The organism is Vibrio sp. Isolate34, from assembly GCF_022397915.1.
In the GTDB taxonomy this organism is placed as follows: domain Bacteria; phylum Pseudomonadota; class Gammaproteobacteria; order Enterobacterales; family Vibrionaceae; genus Vibrio.
Genome location: NZ_JAKEUO010000001.1, coordinates 556,521 through 575,257, shown reverse-complemented (window position 1 = coordinate 575,257; position 18,737 = coordinate 556,521). Strand labels below are relative to the sequence as shown.

16 protein-coding genes and 1 pseudogene are annotated in these 18,737 nt (G+C 44.3%); 10 read left to right on the top strand and 7 right to left on the bottom strand.

The genetic code is table 11. The features are described 5' to 3' along the window. The 3 genes from L1D22_RS02655 to L1D22_RS02645 all read left to right on the top strand — a co-directional run. The coding region (locus tag L1D22_RS02655) for a transposase (RefSeq protein WP_239828603.1) at positions 1–390 on the top strand (390 nt) is incomplete at its 5' end. A 142-nt stretch (positions 391–532) separates the two neighbouring features. Next, on the top strand, positions 533–1,372 hold the full coding sequence (gene mepA / locus L1D22_RS02650) for a penicillin-insensitive murein endopeptidase (protein WP_239828616.1): 840 nt from the start codon (positions 533–535) through the stop codon (positions 1,370–1,372). A 274-nt stretch (positions 1,373–1,646) separates the two neighbouring features. Next, positions 1,647–1,955, top strand: a complete 309-nt coding sequence (locus L1D22_RS02645; RefSeq protein ID WP_239828602.1) for a hypothetical protein — start codon at positions 1,647–1,649, stop codon at positions 1,953–1,955. A gap of 40 nt (positions 1,956–1,995) precedes the next feature. Here L1D22_RS02645 and L1D22_RS02640 read toward each other — a convergent pair whose 3' ends face one another. The 3 genes from L1D22_RS02640 to rdgC all read right to left on the bottom strand — a co-directional run bounded on the left by L1D22_RS02640 (position 1,996) and on the right by rdgC (position 4,803). Then, positions 1,996–2,250, bottom strand: a complete 255-nt coding sequence (locus L1D22_RS02640; protein ID WP_004740368.1) for a YfhL family 4Fe-4S dicluster ferredoxin — start codon at positions 2,248–2,250, stop codon at positions 1,996–1,998. A 28-nt stretch (positions 2,251–2,278) separates the two neighbouring features. Next, positions 2,279–3,682: a tRNA 5-hydroxyuridine modification protein YegQ gene (gene yegQ / locus L1D22_RS02635; RefSeq protein WP_048663751.1), complete on the bottom strand. Its 1,404-nt coding sequence runs from the start codon at positions 3,680–3,682 to the stop codon at positions 2,279–2,281. 206 nt (positions 3,683–3,888) lie between these two features. Then, entirely contained in the window at positions 3,889–4,803 is a 915-nt protein-coding gene (rdgC, locus tag L1D22_RS02630; protein WP_239828601.1) for a recombination-associated protein RdgC, read from the bottom strand. A 194-nt stretch (positions 4,804–4,997) separates the two neighbouring features. Between rdgC and phoB the strand changes: the two genes are divergently transcribed. From phoB to L1D22_RS02615, 3 genes are read left to right on the top strand one after another with little or no spacing between them, the layout of a single operon-like run. Beyond that, positions 4,998–5,687, top strand: a complete 690-nt coding sequence (phoB, locus tag L1D22_RS02625) for a phosphate regulon transcriptional regulator PhoB (RefSeq protein ID WP_004735064.1) — start codon at positions 4,998–5,000, stop codon at positions 5,685–5,687. Between the two features lie 33 nt (positions 5,688–5,720). Next, complete coding sequence (gene phoR / locus L1D22_RS02620; protein ID WP_239828600.1) at positions 5,721–7,019, top strand: phosphate regulon sensor histidine kinase PhoR; 1,299 nt, start codon at positions 5,721–5,723, stop codon at positions 7,017–7,019. A gap of 17 nt (positions 7,020–7,036) precedes the next feature. Beyond that, entirely contained in the window at positions 7,037–7,993 is a 957-nt protein-coding gene (locus L1D22_RS02615; protein WP_239828615.1) for a phosphate ABC transporter substrate-binding protein PstS family protein, read from the top strand. Between the two features lie 15 nt (positions 7,994–8,008). On the opposite strand, the gene ppx is transcribed toward L1D22_RS02615, so the two are convergent. Next, a complete protein-coding gene (gene ppx, locus L1D22_RS02610) occupies positions 8,009–9,592 on the bottom strand; it encodes an exopolyphosphatase (protein ID WP_275664981.1) in 1,584 nt (527 codons plus the stop codon). Beyond that, positions 9,579–11,678 carry a polyphosphate kinase 1 gene (gene ppk1 / locus L1D22_RS02605; RefSeq protein ID WP_239828599.1) on the bottom strand — a complete coding sequence of 700 codons (2,100 nt, stop codon included), beginning with the start codon at positions 11,676–11,678 and terminating at the stop codon, positions 9,579–9,581. Before ppk1 ends, ppx begins: the two co-directional genes overlap by 14 nt. Before the next feature lie 202 nt (positions 11,679–11,880). On the opposite strand from ppk1, the gene L1D22_RS02600 reads away from it, so the two are divergent. The 4 genes from L1D22_RS02600 (at position 11,881) to phoU (ending at position 17,441) form a co-directional block, all read left to right on the top strand. Continuing rightward, the gene (locus tag L1D22_RS02600) at positions 11,881–14,109 is read left to right on the top strand and encodes an ABC transporter permease subunit (protein WP_239828598.1); all 2,229 of its coding nucleotides are present in this window, start codon (positions 11,881–11,883) and stop codon (positions 14,107–14,109) included. 44 nt (positions 14,110–14,153) lie between these two features. After that, positions 14,154–15,848, top strand: a complete 1,695-nt coding sequence (gene pstA, locus L1D22_RS02595; RefSeq protein WP_239828597.1) for a phosphate ABC transporter permease PstA — start codon at positions 14,154–14,156, stop codon at positions 15,846–15,848. A gap of 1 nt (position 15,849) precedes the next feature. Beyond that, a complete protein-coding gene (pstB, locus tag L1D22_RS02590; RefSeq protein WP_239828596.1) occupies positions 15,850–16,668 on the top strand; it encodes a phosphate ABC transporter ATP-binding protein PstB in 819 nt (272 codons plus the stop codon). Between the two features lie 74 nt (positions 16,669–16,742). Further along, positions 16,743–17,441, top strand: coding sequence for a phosphate signaling complex protein PhoU (gene phoU / locus L1D22_RS02585; RefSeq protein WP_239828595.1), 699 nt, complete (start codon positions 16,743–16,745; stop codon positions 17,439–17,441). A gap of 26 nt (positions 17,442–17,467) precedes the next feature. Here phoU and L1D22_RS02580 read toward each other — a convergent pair. Together L1D22_RS02580 and L1D22_RS02575 are read right to left on the bottom strand one after the other, a co-directional pair. Further along, positions 17,468–17,671 (bottom strand): annotated as a pseudogene (locus tag L1D22_RS02580) (hypothetical protein); the annotation flags it as partial. A 37-nt stretch (positions 17,672–17,708) separates the two neighbouring features. After that, positions 17,709–18,452, bottom strand: a complete 744-nt coding sequence (locus L1D22_RS02575) for a copper homeostasis protein CutC (protein WP_239828594.1) — start codon at positions 18,450–18,452, stop codon at positions 17,709–17,711. Between the last annotated feature and the right edge of the window lie 285 nt (positions 18,453–18,737).

The window sequence follows — 18,737 nt, the reverse complement described above, 5'->3', positions numbered from 1 at the left end:
GCTGTATGTGTCACGACAGGAGAAGCTGAAGCTATAGTGGTTCCCCTTAGCAATATGGAAGCAATGAAGGAGCAACTCAGATTAATTTCTCAAGCTACACCAGTTGGCAAGCATGCTGTTGTGATCATGGATCAAGCGAGTTGGCACCAAAGCTATCTTGCAGATGAATTTGAGAACCTTACGATAATTCATATCCCACCTTATTCTCCCGAACTAAACCCTATAGAACAGGTATGGAGTTGGCTCCGTCAAAATGAAGTAGCAAACAGGTGCTTCGAAAACTATGACGATATCGTAGAGACGTTATGTAGAGCGTGGAATCGGTTTTGTGAAGATAAAAGCAGAGTGATCTCGCTCTGCTTTAGAGATTGGTTAAACTTGATAAGTTAATTAACGGAATTGGTATAACCCCTTTTCCGATTTTTCCATCTCAAATATCTCTCTGTTTATTCGCGAAAAATTACCAATAATCGTCAACTATTCTCTAATGCCGACTAGTATAAATAATATGCATCGTTCACTTGGAATTGGTATGAGGTTATTTTGTATAGTCGTTGGGACTTTTTGTTCTTTTTTCGCATCTGCAACCACTTGGGAGAAAGAGAAGACCCCCACGGTAAATTCCACCTCATCAATAGGAAGCTATGCCAACGGTTGCCTTGATGGAGCACAGGCCTTGCCAATCGATGGCGTCGGTTACCAGATTATTCGTCCTCAAAGAGGGCGTTATTATGGTCATACAGAGGCCATTCAGTTCATTGAAAGGCTTGGCATAACTACAAGTGAGCAACTCGATACCAACTTATTGGTAGGAGATATTTCTTTGCCCCGTGGCGGGCGCTTTTCATCTGGTCATTCAAGCCATCAGACAGGGCTAGATATCGATATATGGTTAAGACTGACAAGTAAGAGGCTTTCAGTGAACGAACTTGCCATCCCTAAGCCTGTTAGTGTCGTTGATCTTACTAACTACAAGCTGCGCAAATCAAATTGGACAGATGATCATTTTCAAGTGATCCGCTACGCCGCGAAAGACGAAAAAGTAGTGCGAATTTTTGTTCATCCCGTGATTAAGCAAGCTCTTTGTGACCGAGAAAACCCTGATGCAGATGATAGAGCTTGGCTCGGAAAAATCAGGCCTTGGTGGGGGCATCATTCTCATTTTCATGTTCGCTTGAAGTGCCCAGAAGGGAGCACTAACTGCATTGCTCAAGCTAGCCCTCCTAAAGGTGATGGTTGTGGAGAAGAACTTGCAAGTTGGGCTCCGAAAACCATACCGGTACCTCCTCCTAAAAAAGTCGCAAAAAGTAAGAAAAAGAAGAAAGTCAAAGTGATGCCAAGTCAGTGTTTAGCCTTGATATCTAATAAGTAATCACATATATCGAGGTTAATTACAGTAGTAATGCCACTGGCTTTCTCGTCTCTGAAAGTTGAGAAATGTCACACTTTTGTCTAGAGTTTATAAACACGAGATTAAGAACATCGTTTGATATTAACAAAACCAATAACGACAACAGCAAGAACAGTGACGAATTTGACAAGGTTTGGTCAGGGATGGAGTATTTTTGGGGTGAAAGATGCGGCTTATGTGCAGTATGCGAAATCAGAGTCTGATACCCGTAGATAGATAATTCAAGGATAAGACTATGACTATGATTTGTGCAAAGGAATTTTCAGAATGGTTAAGACATAGGTTCAGTACAGAAAACTCGGGTATTTCTATTTCAAGAGATGACATCAACCAATTGACAGGCAGACAACGACTAGACCCTAGTTTTGTAAACGATGTCCATTATGAGTTGATGCAATATGGAATGGCGTTTGTGACTGATACCAGCAGGGAAAACTTTTATCTCGTTCCTATAGCTCAAGCAATCAATTGGCGAGAGCGACTCGAATATCAATTTGAAAAAGAGCTCTTCTGCAATATTTATCCAATAGAAAAGTCAGGATAAAAAAAAGGTTCAACTTACAGTAAGTTGAACCTTTTCTCTTTTAGGTCAAGCCTTGAATGATGACAAACTTCTCTAGTAGCTCGTCTTCAGTTTCAATGTGGTTTGGATCAGTGATGATGCACTTGGTAATTGGGCATACAGACTGACACGTTGGCTTCTCATAGTGACCTTTACATTCAGTACATAAATCTGGGTCAATTTCGAAGATGCTGTCACCCATAGTGATTGCGCCATTTGGGCACTCAGGGTCACACATATCGCAGTTGATGCACTTGTCAGTGATTAACAGAGCCATTGCTTACTTCTCAGTTTTCTAAGTAAAGTTACTTACCTGATGCATTGCGTGTGTCTTGGCCTTCGCTCAAGTTACGCATCAGCAAGCCGTACTCTAAGTCTAGATCGGCTGGTACAGGAATAAATACAAAGTGACCGTTACCTTTTGCGTCTTCTACTGCTTCAGACTTACGGTTTTCCATCATTTCTAGTGTGAAAACAACGTTACCTTTCGGTGTCATCATTTCTAAGCTATCGCCTACTAGGAATTTGTTCTTCACTTCTACTTCCGCTAGGTCACCACGGCGCTTACCTGTGAATTCACCAACAAACTGTTGAGTGTCAGAGATAGAGTAACCGTACTCGTAGTTTTGATATGTATCATGAGTGTGGCGGCGTAGGAAACCTTCAGTGTAACCACGGTGCGCTAGGCTCTCTAGTGTACCCATTAGGCTTTCATCAAATGGCTTGCCTGCTACAGCGTCATCGATAGCTTTACGGTAAACCTGAGCTGTACGTGCACAGTAGTAGAAAGACTTAGTACGACCTTCAATCTTCAGAGAGTGAACACCCATCTTCGTTAGGCGTTCAACGTGTTGGATTGCACGAAGATCTTTCGAGTTCATGATGTAAGTACCATGCTCATCTTCAAATGCAGCCATTTTCTCTTCTGGCTTGTGTGACTCAGAAAGGAGAACCACTTCGTCGGTTGGTTTACCTAGACCTAGTGTGTTGTCTGGACGTTCGTCTTGAACTTCTACCTCTTGAATCTCAACACCAGTAGGGTTTGCTTCAACGATCTGACCGTTTTCGTCTTCTTTTGCCGCTTCTGTTTTGTATTCCCAACGACAAGCGTTAGTGCAAGTACCTTGGTTTGGATCGCGCTTGTTCATGTAACCAGAAAGTAGGCAGCGACCAGAGTACGCCATGCAAAGTGCACCGTGAACAAAGATCTCTAGTTCTGTTTCAGGGCAGTGTTCGCGAATCTCTTCGATCTCTTCAAGAGATAGCTCACGAGATAGGATCACACGCTCAACGCCTTGAGTTGACCAGAACTTAACGGTCGCCCAGTTTACTGCGTTTGCTTGAACAGAAAGGTGGATTGGCATTTCAGGGAATGCTTCACGAACCATCATGATAAGACCAGGGTCTGACATGATAAGAGCATCTGGGCCCATATCGACAACTGGTTTTAGGTCGCGAATGAATGTTTTTAACTTAGAGTTGTGTGGCTGAATGTTACATACAACATATAACTTTTTGCCTTGAGCATGAGCTTCATCGATACCGATTTGTAGGTTTTCGTGATTGAACTCGTTGTTACGAACACGAAGGCTGTAACGTGGCTGGCCCGCGTAAACTGCATCTGCGCCGTAGGCGAATGCGTAACGCATGTTTTTAAGGCTTCCTGCCGGTGATAATAGTTCAGGTACAAATGGTTTTTGTGTAGTCATTGCTTCGTTCTCTAATCTGATCTCAAGTCAGGTTGATACCACCAAGTGATATCAAAGGGGCGCAAATTTTACGCTAAAACGAGTTTGGTTGATAGCCCTAAAGATAGCAATGACATTAAGAAGAGAGTAGAGAGATAAATATAAGCAGGAGTTTGGGAGGGAATAAGCCCAGACGCCATCGACATCTGAGCCTTAAATATCACAGATTAAGCGTTTGGTTGAGTTAACCCGCCAAGTGATTCGAATAAGTTCGGAAGGAAAACACTGAACTCACCGCATAGAAGTGAGAAATCAGCATCAAAACGTGCAGCTTGGTCTTCACGAGGAATATCGTCGTTCTCATCTTTTAGTTCATCACTGAATTTCAGGCGCTTGATGCTGCCATCTTCAGCAAGGATGAACTCAATGCGATCTTGCCAGTTGATAAGAAGCTTAGTCACAACTTTGTTGGCTTCAATGTGGTTTTTAATCTCATCCGTTTCTAGTTCTTGTTTCTTAACTCGGACAATACCGCCGTCTTCTTGGATTGATTTTAGTTCAGCTTCATCAAGCATGGTGATTCCTTTAGGTGTCTCACCTGATTTAACCCACTCTGTCAGAGTCGTTTCAATCGCTTGCTCTGGAATAGCTGGTACGACTGGTAGGCTACCCATAGTTTTACGTAGTAATGCCAATACGTCTTCAGCTTTTTTGTAGCTGCTAGCATCAACCACAATAAAGCCTTCTTTCGGCATGATCAGCGCGTAAGTGAAGTTACTGCGGCTGAAAGCTCGAGGAAGAAGGTCGATGATGATGTCTTCTTTTAGGCTATCTTTCTCTTTCTTTTTCAGAGGAGTACCAGACTCCGCTTCAAGTGTTTCTACTTTTGCATTTAATGAATCTTTGATCACAGAAGCAGGAAGCATTTTTTCTTCTTTCTTTGCACAGATTAGAATGCGGTTTTCTGATACGTGCGTCATCATATCGCCGTGTCTACCCATCGCATTTACCCAACCAAACTTCTGTTTGTCTTGGCTACCACAAGGGGTAAAACGGAACTCTTCAAGTTGTTTCTCTAGCTGATCTGCATTGAAATCAATATCACGGTTGAAGCGATAGACTAGGCAATTTTTAAACCACATAAATTTTTCTCATACCTTTTTAGAAGTGCCTCATGATATGAGATCTAAGTTGATTTGTCCCTAGCTCTGTATCAAAAGTTATAAAGTGAATTGTTTGAGACAGTTATATGAAAATTTGTTTTCAAAGGTCACAAAAGTGTCATAATTAACTCAGATAATGCAATGCGTTGATTAAATACAAAGGCTATTCAATTATGTCGAGAAGGATTCTGGTCGTTGAAGATGAAGCACCTATTCGTGAGATGCTGTGTTTTGTCCTTGAACAAAAAGGCTACCAAGCAGTAGAGGCTGAAGATTACGATACAGCGGTAAACAAGCTATGTGAACCTTTCCCAGATCTAGTATTACTAGATTGGATGCTACCTGGCGGTAGCGGGATAAACTTTATCAAGCACATGAAGCGTGAAGAGTTAACTCGCAACATCCCAGTGGTGATGCTGACGGCTCGTGGTGAAGAAGAAGACAAAGTTCGCGGTTTAGAAGTTGGCGCTGACGACTACATTACCAAACCATTTTCGCCAAAAGAGCTAGTGGCTCGCCTGAAAGCGGTTATTCGCCGAGTAACACCAACGGCACTGGAAGATGTGATTGATGTACAAGGTCTTAAATTAGACCCAGTATCACACCGTGTTACCGCGAGTGAAGGTCCCGTTGATATGGGACCAACAGAATTTAAAATGCTGCACTTCTTTATGACGCACCAAGAGCGTGTGTACAGCCGAGAGCAGCTGCTTAACAACGTTTGGGGTACCAACGTTTACGTTGAAGACCGCACCGTTGATGTACATATTCGACGCCTACGTAAAGCGCTTGAATCTGCAGGTCACGATAAGCTAATCCAAACGGTTCGCGGCGCGGGCTACCGTTTTTCTACAAAGGCTTAATGTGGCTTCGCTGCCCAGTTTACGGAGTCCTGAATGGTTGAAAAGTTAACCTGGAAAAAGCTGGCTTGGGAGCTGGCTTTTTTTTACGCACCATGGGTTTTAGTCGGATGGATATTCGGTTACTTACCTTGGTTACTGCTGGCTGCTACGGTATTGCAGCTCGGCTGGCATCTACACAATCAAATGCGTTTATCTGCATGGTTGTGGGATGAGAAGCGTCTAACACCACCTTCAGGTTCAGGAAACTGGGAATCTCTGTTCAACGGTATTTATCGTATGCAGCAGAGACAGCGTCGCAAACGTAAAGAACTGACTAACCTTATCCGCCGTTTCCGTAACGGTGCAGAATCGCTTCCCGATGCCGTTGTGGTATTTCGCGGTGAAGGCAATATTGTTTGGTGTAACAAGCTTGCTCAGTATTTACTGGGTTTTCGTTGGCCCGACGATTCTGGACAACCGATCTCGAACTTGATTCGTACGCCAGACTTTATTAAATATCTGAACAAGCAAGATTTCTCTGAGCCATTAGAGATGCCTTCTCCACTGAATGTGGAGCGTATGCTGGAACTACGTATTGTGCCGTATACCGAGGGTGAACACCTGATGGTTGTGCGTGATGTGACCCAGCTTAAGCAGCTAGAAGGCATGCGTCGTAACTTCTTCGCTAACGTTTCTCACGAACTCCGAACTCCAATGACCGTACTTCAAGGCTACCTTGAAATGACGGAAGATCCAGACATGATCGTTGGCCCTATGTGGACCAAGGCTCATGGTGTAATGACTGAGCAGCTGAATCGCATGAACAGTCTGGTCAATCAACTGCTCACGCTTTCTAAAATTGAAGCAGCGCCAATGCTCGAGTTGGATGAAGTGGTGAACGTTCCCGCTATGCTTGAGGTTCTTGAGAAAGAAGCGGCGAGTTTAAGTGGCGATCGTGAACACAAGCTTGAGTTTGATATTGATAAGAGCCTACGCGTATTAGCTGATGAAGATCAGTTGCGAAGTGCGATATCGAATCTGGTTTACAACGCCGTCAAATATACACCACCGGGCGCTACAGTTAGAGTTCGCTGGTATCAAACAAGCCAAGGTGCCTGTTTGGATGTCTCAGACACTGGAGACGGTATCGAGCCCCAACACCTGCATCGACTTACAGAGCGATTCTATCGTGTTGATAAGGCGCGCTCACGTGATACTGGCGGCAGTGGTCTCGGGTTGGCTATCGTTAAGCATGCTTTGACTCACCATGACTCTCATTTGGAAATCCAGAGTGAGTTAGGTGTCGGCAGTCGTTTCCATTTCACGTTACCAAACCGACTAACCGTATCATGATTACTTTAATACGCAGGATGCGTTTACCCATCAGTTCGTTGTTAGCTTGTGCGTTAGCTTCTCCGGTTCATGCAGAGCTGACTGTAGAATCGCTTCCTGATTACTCTAAGGTACCGGGGATTTCTGGCAGCTTGCTATCGGTAGGTTCAGATACCTTGGCAGGTATGACGACATTGTGGGTTGAAGAGTTTAAATCTTACTACCCAAATGTGAATGCTCAGGTTCAGGCTTCTGGCTCTGCGACTGCGCCTCCCGCGCTTACCGAGGGCACTGCGCATTTGGGGCCAATGAGCCGACCAATGCGATTACGTGAGATTGAGGCATTCGAACGAGAGCATGGTTACAAGCCTACAGCGCTTAGAGTCGCGATCGATGCGATTGGCGTGTTTGTACACAAAGATAACCCAATCAAAGGGCTTAACTTTCGTCAGATAGATGGCATCTTTTCTGAAACGTTGCGCTGTGGCGGTGTTAAAAATATCGAGAGCTGGCAAGAACTAGGCATTAAACAACCTTGGGCAAAACATCGTTTCCAACTGTTTGGCCGAAACTCCGTATCCGGTACTTATGGCTACTTTAAGCAGAATGCTTTGTGCGGTGGTGATTTCAAGAACCGAGTTAATGAGCAGCCGGGTTCTGCCTCTGTTGTTCAATCTGTTGCTTTGTCGATCAGCGGCATTGGATACACAGGCATTGGCTATCGTGTTGCGGGTGTAAGACAGGTTCCTGTGGTTAAGACGGGTGATCAATATGTACACGCCACAAGAGAAAACATCTTAAGTGGCGCTTATCCGCTTTCGCGCTTCTTGTATGTTTACGTGAATAAACACCCAAACAAGCCGCTTTCCCCGGTGGAACAAGAGTTCCTAACCTTTATATTTTCTAAACAAGGTCAAGAGTTGGTGGAAAAAGACGGCTACGTTTCTATTCCTCACGAATACGCCAAACAAGAACTCGCAAAAGTAGGGCTTTGATCTCCCGATTGGCAATTACGCTTTTTGATTCTCATCGAAGCTTAGTTGCCATTCAATATTACTCCACAACTCCTGTTCAGCGAGTAAGTCCGCCGCCAATAGTTTATTTTCATCAAGCCAATCACCATCGGCCCCACATATCTTCCAATGATCTTTCTCGATGACATCGATACGTGTTTTTAGGCGTGGGGAGTCGTTACGTTGACCATTGAGAATGATGGAGAGACGTAATATGCGAATTAAGCTGATTAAGTGCTTACTCTTAAACAAATTCAGTTCGGGCATATCTTGAAGCTTGAGGGCTTTGCGTTGGAAACGAGTTAAAATCGACATGACCATCTGTTGCTCGCTATTAAAGCCCGGCATATTGGTATGCTGAAGAAGATACGCAGAGTGCTTATGGAAGCCAGAGAAGCTGATACTCAGTCCGACCTCGTGTAATAGCGCACTCCATTCAAGCAGTTCAAACAGCTGACTTTTTTTCTTAATACACAGTTCATCGCATATCTGATGTAAGAACTCGCTTGCTTGATCTTTTACGCGAGTTGCGTGGTCGAAATCAACGGTGTGTTTGGTTGCGAGGTTCTCAGTGGTTCGCATACGAATGTCTGAGCGCTGAAAGCGATCTTCCATCTCATAGAGCAATCCTTCACGAAGCGCGCCGTCAGAAAAGTGCATCTCTTTGACTGAAAGAGCCATGAATATCGCAGTGAGAATAGCCACTCCGCCAGCAAAGACGGGTTGGCGCTCCTCAGTGAGCCCTTTGAGTTTTATCTCTTCAATGGTGTCGTGTTCGCACAATACATCAATTAAGTGGCCTAATCGCTTTTCGGTAATAATGGCATCTTCATAGCCCATTCCGACCAGGACTTCTTTGATTGCTTTGATGGTTCCTGAAGAGCCAAGAGCAGCATCCCAGCCTTTCTTTTTGTATTTAGCGGCAAGAGGTTCTAGACGCTGTTGAGCCGCAATAATGGCCTTAGAGAAGTTCTTGCGAGAGAGTTTCCCATTCGAGAAATATCGTTGTGTAAAGCTCACGCAGCCCATCTGTTTACTGTTGACGAGCTTCGCCTCAAACCCTTTGCCGATAATCAACTCGGTACTGCCACCGCCAATATCGACAACTAACTTGGAGTCAGACTCGGGTTGTGTGTGAGCCACGCCTAAATAGATAAGTCGCGCCTCTTCCTCACCGGGAATCACTTCGATAGGAAAAGGAAGTACTTCACGTGCGCGCTGGATAAAGATATGAGCGTTGTTTGCTTGGCGCAGAGTGTGGGTGGCTGCAATACGAACGTTTTCGACTTCAAAGCCTTGTAAGCGCTCGGCAAACATCGCGAGACACTCTAAACCACGCTCGATGGCTGCATTGTTGAGGTTTGATTGGTCATCGAGACCAGAGCCTAATCTGACTCTTTGCTTGTGTCGGCTGACAAGTTGCAATTCTTGCCCGATGACCTTTGCCACAACCATGTGAAAGCTATTAGAGCCTAAATCGATGGCAGCAACGTGTTTGATAGGTGGAGATACCGCCTCAAGTGAGGCGGTATTATTGGAATCTTCTGGCGTATTGGCCTTGGTATCTTTAGCTTGGCTCATCGTAAGATTGTTGTTCCCTAGCTTTTCGAGTCTGTTTCTCTACCTGCTTGAGGTAATCATAGATGGCGACTTGAGAGCGGCGTTTTTTACGGTTACCGCGAGGAACGTAAGCGTTGCTCATCTCTTTATCTATCCACCTTGCCTTAACTGTATCGGTAAAATGAATATTTACAATGTCGATGATGCGTTGTTTCAAACGTTCATCACGGATTGGCGACGCGACTTCAATGCGGTGATCGATGTTTCGCGTCATCCAGTCTGCCGATGAGATGAATACTTTTGGGTCACCATCGTTGTGTGTAATCAAAACGCGTGGGTGCTCTAGGAATCGGTCGATGATACTGATGATCTCGATGTTCTCACTAACGCCTTCGACTCCCGGAACCAGTGAGCACATGCCTCGGATGATCATACGAATTTTGACACCCGCATTACTCGCACCATAAAGCTTATTGATAAGCCCTTTATCGACCAAGTTGTTCACTTTCAAGGTGATCTGCGCTTTTCTACCCGCTTTAGCGCTAGCAATTTCTGTATCGATAAGACGATAAAGCTTCTTACGTGAATTACGTGGCGACACAATTAAGTGGTCAAACTTTACAGGACGATAAGGGTTCTCAATATAACCAAAGACATTACGCACCTCGTTAGTCAGCTCTTGATCGGCGGTGAGCAGCGAGAAGTCTGTGTAGATTCTTGCAGTCTTTTCGTGGAAGTTGCCCGTACCGATATGCGCATAGCGAGTGATTTGCTCACCTTCACGGCGGTTGATGAGAAGTAACTTAGAGTGGATTTTTAGACCGGGAGCGCCAAAGATAACTTGAACCCCAGCTTCAGTTAGGATCTTTGACCATTCGATATTGGCTTCTTCGTCGAACCGAGCTTGAAGTTCAACCACTACTGTTACGTTTTTGCCATTGTGAACGGCATCGATCAACGAATTCATTAATCGAGAGTTTTTCGCTACGCGATAGATGTTGATCTTGATACTGATGACTTTTGGATCAAATGAAGCCTGACGAACCAACTCTGTCATGTGGTCAAAGGTATGATATGGATAGTACAGCAAGATGTCTTGATTCTTGATTGCATCAAAGCTGTTATCAAACCCATCAAAGTCTGCACATGACATTGGTGGTAAAGGTTTGTTTTCTAAGTATTCACGACCTACGTTCGGGAAACCGATGAAATCTTTAAAGTTATGGTAACGACCACCAGGAATCAGGTTGTCGTAGTTAGAGATACCTAATTTTCCACACAAGAAATCCAACATATTTTGAGGCATCGTGTGCTCATAAACAAAACGCACAGGCAGGGCACTGAGCCTTTGAGCCACACCTTCAGACATCTGTTCTAGCAAGCTGTGCTCGACTTCGTGGCCAAGGTCGTATTCAGCATCACGAGTCATTTTCATCGCGTGGCAGTTGAGCTGGTCGTATTCGAAAAAGCCTCTAAATAGATCATCGATGCAGTATCGGATAATGTTATCAAGTAAGATGATGGTCTTGCGGCGTTTTCCCTTCTGCTCTGGAAGCATAATAAAGCGTGGGAGGTGATCGGTCGGTATCTCAATGACGGCGTATTTGGATTGCTGATCTTTTTGAAGTTCAACGGCCAGATAAGCATACTCATCTTTTAAGAACTGTAGCACATCAATCTCATCAGTCATCAAAAGGGGCGTGATGTGTGGAAGTACTTCTTTCTTAAAGTACTTTCTTATCCATTTCTTTTGAGCGTCATTCAGTTGCGTCTCGTTGACCAAGAAGATTCGTCGTCTAGCCATCTCAAGAATGAGTTCATTGTAGAGTTCATCAAAACGTTGGTTTAGCTTAAATGCTTTGGTTTGCATTTTGGTAAGCAGATGCTTTGAGTTGTCATGGATCCCACGCTCTTGGTTGATCAAAATTCGACGTTTAACGTCGGAGAATCGAACCTTGTAAAACTCGTCTAGATTGTTAGAAAAGATCCCGAGAAAGCGTACTCTTTCGATCAAAGGTACTGTTTTGTCTGCTGATTCCTGTAAGACTCTTTCGTTAAAAGAGAGCCAACTGAGTTCTTTTTCTATGTAGAGCTTTTCAGCTTTCATAATCAATCCTAGACATCTTAAAGAGTGTGAGATTACTCAAATTGTAAAAATGAGCAGAGTATGCTGTTTTTGTTACGGTATTATTTCACTCTACAGTTTCAACAAAACTTACTATTATTTTCAGTTATTTAATGTGAGCTGTAATATAATTGTCATGTAAACGAAATATTATGATATTAGCTCAAAAAAGGTAGATAGATAGATGGCCGCAGCCGAACTTTCATTGAAAAAACGAGATAAAAAAAGATGGTTGAAAGACCGTCTTATGCGTTTTGCAGTGACATTAGGCGGTGTGAGCGTGCTGGCGGCACTTGTTCTGATCTTTATTTATCTAGCGATGGTCATTCTTCCGATCTTCGCTGACTCAAGTTTAGAGACCGATCAAAAAGTCCAACCTGTGATCGTGCAAGATCCGATCGCAATGACGATCGATGAGTATGGCCAACATGCGTTAGTGATCGACCGTGATGGTTCTGTCGATTATTGGACTCTCGATAACTCCCAATCTACGCCGTACTTTTCTGAATCCATTATTCAAGACTCGGTCGCGTTTGCTCGAAGTACGCCAGCAGATAATTGGTTTGCTTTTGCTAACCGCCAAGGCCAAGTTCAGTTGTTTCAACCGGAATTTTCAAAGCCTCTTGCCGTAAAAGGGCAAGCCGCTAGCCCTCGAATTAATTACCTTCAACCCAAAAGCCAACCATTTGAATTTTTAGATGGCATTGCGTTGGGTGATGGCTTGAGCATTGAGAAGCTAACATTTGCGACTGACAATAATCACCTGACGCTGGTGGCTCAGTTATCCAATAAACGCATTTTGGTGAAATGGTATCAAGCATCGCTAATAGGCGAATACTCAGAGATTAATTCTCAATGGTTATCTAAAGAGTTTGGTCAGCAAGACCAGCTTTTAATGACACCCAACGGGCATACTTTGTATCTTCGAAACGCCTCTGACCTGACGGTTCTCACCACGGAAGCGAACAAATTCTCGGTTCGAGAAGTGATCGATTTAAGTTTAGGTGATGAGCAGCATGCCGTAAAAAATATAGACTTGTTATCTGGTGCTTATTCTCTACTTGTAAGCCATTTTGATGGGCGAGTTTCTCAATGGTTTGATGTATTGAGCAATGAGCAGCGTAACTTGACTCACATTCGAGACTTTAAGCTGCCTTCAGAGGTTCAATTCTTACTGCCTGATACGTATCGCAAAGGCTTTTACAGCTTCTACCAAAATGGCACGATTCAAAGCCATTATACGACCAGTGAAAAATTATCTCTGTTTGAAAAAGCTTACAAGAAGTCGCCACAACTTGCGGCTATGTCTGCCAATGAGCTTCATCTCGCAACACTGAGTGATGGCGTTATTAGTCTTGCATTGGTCGACAACCCATACCCAGAGATATCCTTTTCGTCGCTATGGAAAAAAGTGTGGTACGAGAGCTACCCAGAGCCTCAGTATGTGTGGCAATCCACTTCTGCGAATGATGATTTTGAAGGTAAGTTCAGCTTAGTTCCTCTAACTTTTGGTACGCTTAAAGCGGCGCTGTTTGCAATGATGTTCGCGGTGCCTATTGCGGTACTTGGCGCCATTTATACCGCTTACTTTATGACACCTAAGATGCGTCGAGTGGTAAAACCTTCGATTGAATTAATGGAAGCATTGCCGACCGTTATCATCGGATTTATTGCGGGCTTATGGTTTGCTCCTATCGTGGAAACGCATTTAACTGCCATTGTGTCACTGCTATTGGTGTTGCCTCTTAGTACTCTGGTTGTTGGTTTAATTTGGTATTGCTTACCACATGATTGGGTGAGCCGCTTCCCTAATGGTTGGCACGCGCTTATTCTGGTTCCTGTGTTGATTGTAACGACAGTGGTCGTGCTTAACTTTGGTGGGAAAATTGAATCACTACTGTTTGCTGGTGATATCAAACTTTTCTTAAATCACCACGGAATCGATTTTGATCAGCGTAACGCGCTCGTGATTGGTTTCGCGATGGGTTTCGCGGTTATACCGACCATTTTTACTATCGCAGAAGATGCTATTTTCTCTGTGCCTAAACACTTGTCGGACGGTTCTTTGGCACTAGGCGCCACGCCTTGGCAAACTCTGATTTATGTCGTGCTGCTTACTGCGAGTCCCGGTATTTTCTCAGCAATAATGATGGGCTTGGGTAGAGCGGTTGGTGAGACCATGATCGTGTTAATGGCGACCGGTAATACGCCTATTATGGATTGGAATATTCTTGAGGGGATGCGAACACTATCTGCGACGATTGCGGTTGAGCTTCCTGAATCCGAGGTGGGCAGCCCTCACTTTAGATTGCTGTTCTTAGCTGCGTTACTTCTATTCGTCTTTACCTTCGCCGTTAACTCGATTGCGGAATGGGTAAGACAAAGGCTGCGAGATAAATACCGTGCTTTATAATTTTTATCTGAATCGTCAATCGCAACCAGTAAGAGAGTTTCTTCATGTTTAAGTGGATTAAATCGGGATCTCCTTGGATATGGCTAACTGGTGGTACCGTTAGTATTAGTATGCTGTCGGTACTTGGCCTGATTTTGTTTATTGGTTGGAAAGGGTTGACCTATTTCTGGCCTGCGCCTCTTTATCAGTGGCAAGTGAATGAAACAGAGAGCCTTGCCAATGTGCCATTTCAACATAAAGAGATGGCGAAGAACCGTTTAATTGGCCAACTTTACGAACGTAAATACATTCCGGTTGAGCAACTGTCGAATGTGCAAGATAAAAAACTGCCGCAAGAGATTATCGATAAAGGGTTAGTTCGACGTCTGAGTATCAAGATCGCTAACCGTGAATTGTACCCTGCAGACTTTGTGTCAATTCTTGAGGTGAACCTGAAAGAACCGACGACGCCACAAGAGTGGGCTGTGATCGAGCGCAGCCGCGGTGGCTACTTTTTCGGAAAACCGATTGGCTTTAGGAGTGCAGACGGTGTTCTAACCGATGACATCGAGAAAGAATTGGTTAAAGGTTTAACTCACGCCGATACGCTACGTGATGAAATTCAAAAGATCGTAAACCAAACGGTTCGAACGACTAGTTGGTCATTGGAGCAGTTACGTTTAGAAAAGCGTAAAAAAGAGCTTAATGACAACCTATCCGAACAAGAGCGACAAGAGCTGGAGTCTAAACGTTTGGCTTTAGGGCGTGAACTCGCCTCTGGAGAGTATCAACTAGACTCTCTAAGGCAGCAGCTCAACCTTGATGCTCTGATTGTTGAAGATATGACAGGCAAAGTCGTCGAGATTCCATTGAGTGAGATTTTAGATTTCTGGTTCCCTAATCAGATGACCTACCCAGAGAAAGTGCTGCATTGGTGCGAGCAAGTTTGGAAGTTCTTATCTGAAAATCCTAGAGAGTCCAACTCTGAAGGTGGCGTGTTCCCTGCAATTTTCGGTACGGTACTCTTAGTGCTTATCATGTCGATTGTCGTGATGCCGCTTGGTGTCATTGCTGCTATTTATCTACATGAATACGCAAAAAACAATGCGCTAACTCGCTTGATTCGCATAGCAGTCATAAACTTAGCGGGTGTGCCATCCATCGTTTATGGTGTCTTTGGCTTAGGCTTTTTTGTTTACACCATTGGTGGTTCGATAGACTCGTTATTCTATGCAGAGCGTTTACCTGCTCCGACGTTTGGCACGCCAGGCCTGTTGTGGTCGGCATTAACGCTGGCTGTGTTAACATTGCCTGTCGTTATTGTGACCGCCGAAGAAGGCTTAACTCGAATCCCAAGCTCTGTGAGACACGGTTCTTTAGCTTTGGGCGCAACCCAATCTGAAACATTGTGGCGAATCGTGTTACCTATGGCGAGCCCTGCGATTATTACTGGGCTTATTTTGGCTGTGGCTCGTGCTGCGGGAGAAGTGGCCCCATTAATGCTGGTGGGTGTAGTGAAATTAGCGTCGAGTTTACCTGTCGATGCGCAGTTCCCGTATGTGCACCTCGACCGAAAATTTATGCATTTAGGTTTTCACATCTATGATGTGGGCTTCCAAACATCAAACATAGAGGCAGCAAGACCGCTGGTGTACGCAACGTCATTTTTGTTGGTTACCGTGATTGTTGGGTTGAACTTAACGGCAATTAACATTCGAAATAACTTGCGTGAAAAGTACCGAACCTTAGGACAAGATTAAGATGTTTTCAATTAATGAAACCTTGGGTTATCAAGCACCTTTAGATGTGCACAACCTAACCGAAGAGCAAACAGCCATCTCTATTGAGGGCCTGAATCTATACTATAAAGAAGCTCAGGCGCTTGATGATATCTCAATGGCGATACCGAAAGGGCAGGTGACGGCTTTTATCGGCCCTTCAGGTTGTGGCAAATCGACACTACTTCGTTGTATTAATCGTATGAACGATCTTGTCGAAGGTTGTAGAGTCTCTGGCAAGGTGAAACTGTACGGTAATAACGTTTACCATCCTAAGGTGGATGTCGCGACCTTACGACGTCGTGTTGGCATGGTATTCCAACGTCCGAATCCTTTCCCTAAATCGATTTATGAAAATGTGGTTTATGGGTTGAGGTTACAAGGCGTGAGTAACAGCCGTGACTTAGATGATGCCGTTGAGCGTTCATTACGTGCCGCGGCGTTATGGGATGAAGTGAAAGATCGCTTACATGAAAATGCTTTTGGTTTATCGGGCGGTCAGCAACAGCGTTTGGTCATCGCTCGTGCGGTGGCAATTGAGCCGGAAGTGCTTTTGCTAGATGAACCAACATCAGCCTTGGATCCGATTTCTACTCTAACGATTGAAGAGCTGATCAACGATCTAAAAACGCAATATACCGTGGTGATCGTGACCCATAACATGCAACAGGCCGCTCGTGTAAGTGACCACACTGCGTTTATTCATATGGGAAAATTGATCGAGTACTCAGATACGGATTCAATATTCACGTCGCCATTGAAAAATCAAACGGAAGACTACATTACTGGTAGATATGGCTAACGCGATCGTTCGCGCCATATAGAGCTGAGCCACTCTTATGTAAACGGCTTAATTCATTTCTTTAAGGAGCTGACATGCATTTTGGTCGCCACATCTCAGGACAATTCAATGTTGAATTAGAGTCTATCCGTACTCATGTACTTACTATGGGCGGGTTAGTGGAGCAGCAGCTTTCTTTTGCGATGCAAGCGCTTCATAAAGATGATCTAGAGTTGGCCAAAAAAGTCATTCGTGACGACCATAAAGTAAATGCGATGGAAGTGTCGATTGATGAGGCGTGTACGCGAATTATTGCTAAGCGTCAGCCAACAGCTAAAGATTTGCGTTTGATTATGGCGATCATCAAGACCATTACTGATCTGGAACGTATTGGTGACGTTGCTTCTAAAATAGCGCAAGGTGCTATCGAGATCCCTTCGACTAAAGAACAAAAGTTCCATGTGTCTTTGGAACCTTTATGCCGACAAGCGATCACCATGCTGCATCAGGTTTTGGATGCGTTTGCACGAATGGATGTAGATGCGGCGGCTGAGGTACATAAACTCGACGACAAGCTTGATGCTGAATACGAAGCTGTGATTCGCCAGTTAATGACTTATATGATGGAAGATCCGAAGAATATTCCTAACATCTTACAAGTGATGTGGTCTGCACGAGCTATTGAGCGTGTAGGGGATCGTTGTCAAAATATTTGTGAATACATCATCTACTTTGTAAAAGGCAAAGATGTTCGTCACCTAGGAGAACAAAGCCTAGATGACGTTTTACGATAGCTTTCCTATCTTAAAACCTAATCAATCTAGAAGCGTATGATTGCCCCTAGGTTGAGATTGATGGTGGTGTTATAAGGTACGAAAGTCTTATTGTGATCAAAAATATTTATGTCTCCGCCAGCTCTCACGGCTAATACTGAATTCGCTTGATACACGTAAGCACCACCTAAACTTAAGCCTGTCGCCGTTTTCCTTTCAGTGACACCTGAGCGTGTCTTCTCACTATCATAATCAGTCATCTCAGTTATTTCAGATCTCGGTGCTTATCTATTTGCTGAGGGATGCGATCAGAGCTTGAATCTTTGCCGTGCTCGTTACTGGGATTGAGTAGTCGTCTACGTTATCGTGCCCCATCTGAGCTTGAGAGGCTTGTGTCATTAGGCTTGGTCTTGTCGACTTGCCAGATAGATGTAGCGCTTGAACACCTGTGTGCTCAAAGATTTCTCGGCTATTGTCAGCGGTGACGCCAGCCCCAGCCATGATATCCAATCTTCCTTGGCTGAGTGCTACCATCTCTTTAAGAGTGTCTTTACCTTGCTCTGCGCTGCTCGCTAGGCCTGAAGTTAAAACACGTTCACAACCAAGTTCGATAATCTGTTCTAGAGCTTTTTGGTAATCCTTAAGTTGGTCGATAGCACGGTGAAAGGTCACGCCAAGTTTTAGCTGGTGGGCTTTTGAGGTTAGTGCTTTCATAGCAACCATGTCTATTTCACCTTGAGCGGTAAGCACACCTAATACCACACCATCTAAACCAGCATCGGCAGCGGCTTGAATATCATCAAGCATGCACATCACGTCGTCATTATCGAAGATGAAGTCGCCTTGTCTTGGTCGAATCATTGCATAAACGGGGACCGATGAGATGCGAGCGGCTTGCTTCATCATTCCGAAGCTGGGAGTTAACCCACCAAGTGCTAGTGAAGAGCAGAGCTCAATACGATTTGCTCCGCCTTCTAGGGCATTGTGTAGAGATTCTAGGTTATCGATACAAACTTCAATTTCGATGTTCATGCTATTTTACTCGTTCAAATTGAGACTTTGGAAATCATAGCAATCTTGAGACGATTCTGAATAGGTAGCAATAGAGGAAAATAGAGGTAAAGTTTCGCTTTGCAGTTACCCCTATTCATAGTGGAGATGAGCCAGGAATAAACCCTTGTTGAAGCAATAGATGCAAAAAGCCCGAAGCGTTAACTTCGGGCTTTGAATAAGACTTTACTTCTTAACTGATTGGCGGTGCGCTTTGCGCTGTAGCTTATGCTTTATTTCTCTTTATAGAGAGTCATCCAACCATTC

Excerpts from the sequence above, each read along its gene's own strand:
- L1D22_RS02600 (WP_239828598.1), top strand. The coding sequence starts at position 11,881 with ATGGCCGCAGCCGAACTTTCATTGAAAAAACGAGATAAAAAAAGATGG.
- L1D22_RS02640 (WP_004740368.1), bottom strand. The coding sequence starts at position 2,250 with ATGGCTCTGTTAATCACTGACAAGTGCATCAACTGCGATATGTGTGAC.
- L1D22_RS02645 (WP_239828602.1), top strand. The coding sequence starts at position 1,647 with ATGACTATGATTTGTGCAAAGGAATTTTCAGAATGGTTAAGACATAGG.
- ppk1 (WP_239828599.1), bottom strand. The coding sequence starts at position 11,678 with ATGAAAGCTGAAAAGCTCTACATAGAAAAAGAACTCAGTTGGCTCTCT.
- mepA (WP_239828616.1), top strand. The coding sequence starts at position 533 with ATGAGGTTATTTTGTATAGTCGTTGGGACTTTTTGTTCTTTTTTCGCA.
- L1D22_RS02575 (WP_239828594.1), bottom strand. The coding sequence starts at position 18,452 with ATGAACATCGAAATTGAAGTTTGTATCGATAACCTAGAATCTCTACAC.
- ppx (WP_275664981.1), bottom strand. The coding sequence starts at position 9,592 with ATGAGCCAAGCTAAAGATACCAAGGCCAATACGCCAGAAGATTCCAAT.
- pstB (WP_239828596.1), top strand. The coding sequence starts at position 15,850 with ATGTTTTCAATTAATGAAACCTTGGGTTATCAAGCACCTTTAGATGTG.
- phoR (WP_239828600.1), top strand. The coding sequence starts at position 5,721 with ATGGTTGAAAAGTTAACCTGGAAAAAGCTGGCTTGGGAGCTGGCTTTT.
- yegQ (WP_048663751.1), bottom strand. The coding sequence starts at position 3,682 with ATGACTACACAAAAACCATTTGTACCTGAACTATTATCACCGGCAGGA.
- L1D22_RS02615 (WP_239828615.1), top strand. The coding sequence starts at position 7,037 with ATGCGTTTACCCATCAGTTCGTTGTTAGCTTGTGCGTTAGCTTCTCCG.
- phoB (WP_004735064.1), top strand. The coding sequence starts at position 4,998 with ATGTCGAGAAGGATTCTGGTCGTTGAAGATGAAGCACCTATTCGTGAG.
- pstA (WP_239828597.1), top strand. The coding sequence starts at position 14,154 with ATGTTTAAGTGGATTAAATCGGGATCTCCTTGGATATGGCTAACTGGT.
- phoU (WP_239828595.1), top strand. The coding sequence starts at position 16,743 with ATGCATTTTGGTCGCCACATCTCAGGACAATTCAATGTTGAATTAGAG.
- rdgC (WP_239828601.1), bottom strand. The coding sequence starts at position 4,803 with ATGTGGTTTAAAAATTGCCTAGTCTATCGCTTCAACCGTGATATTGAT.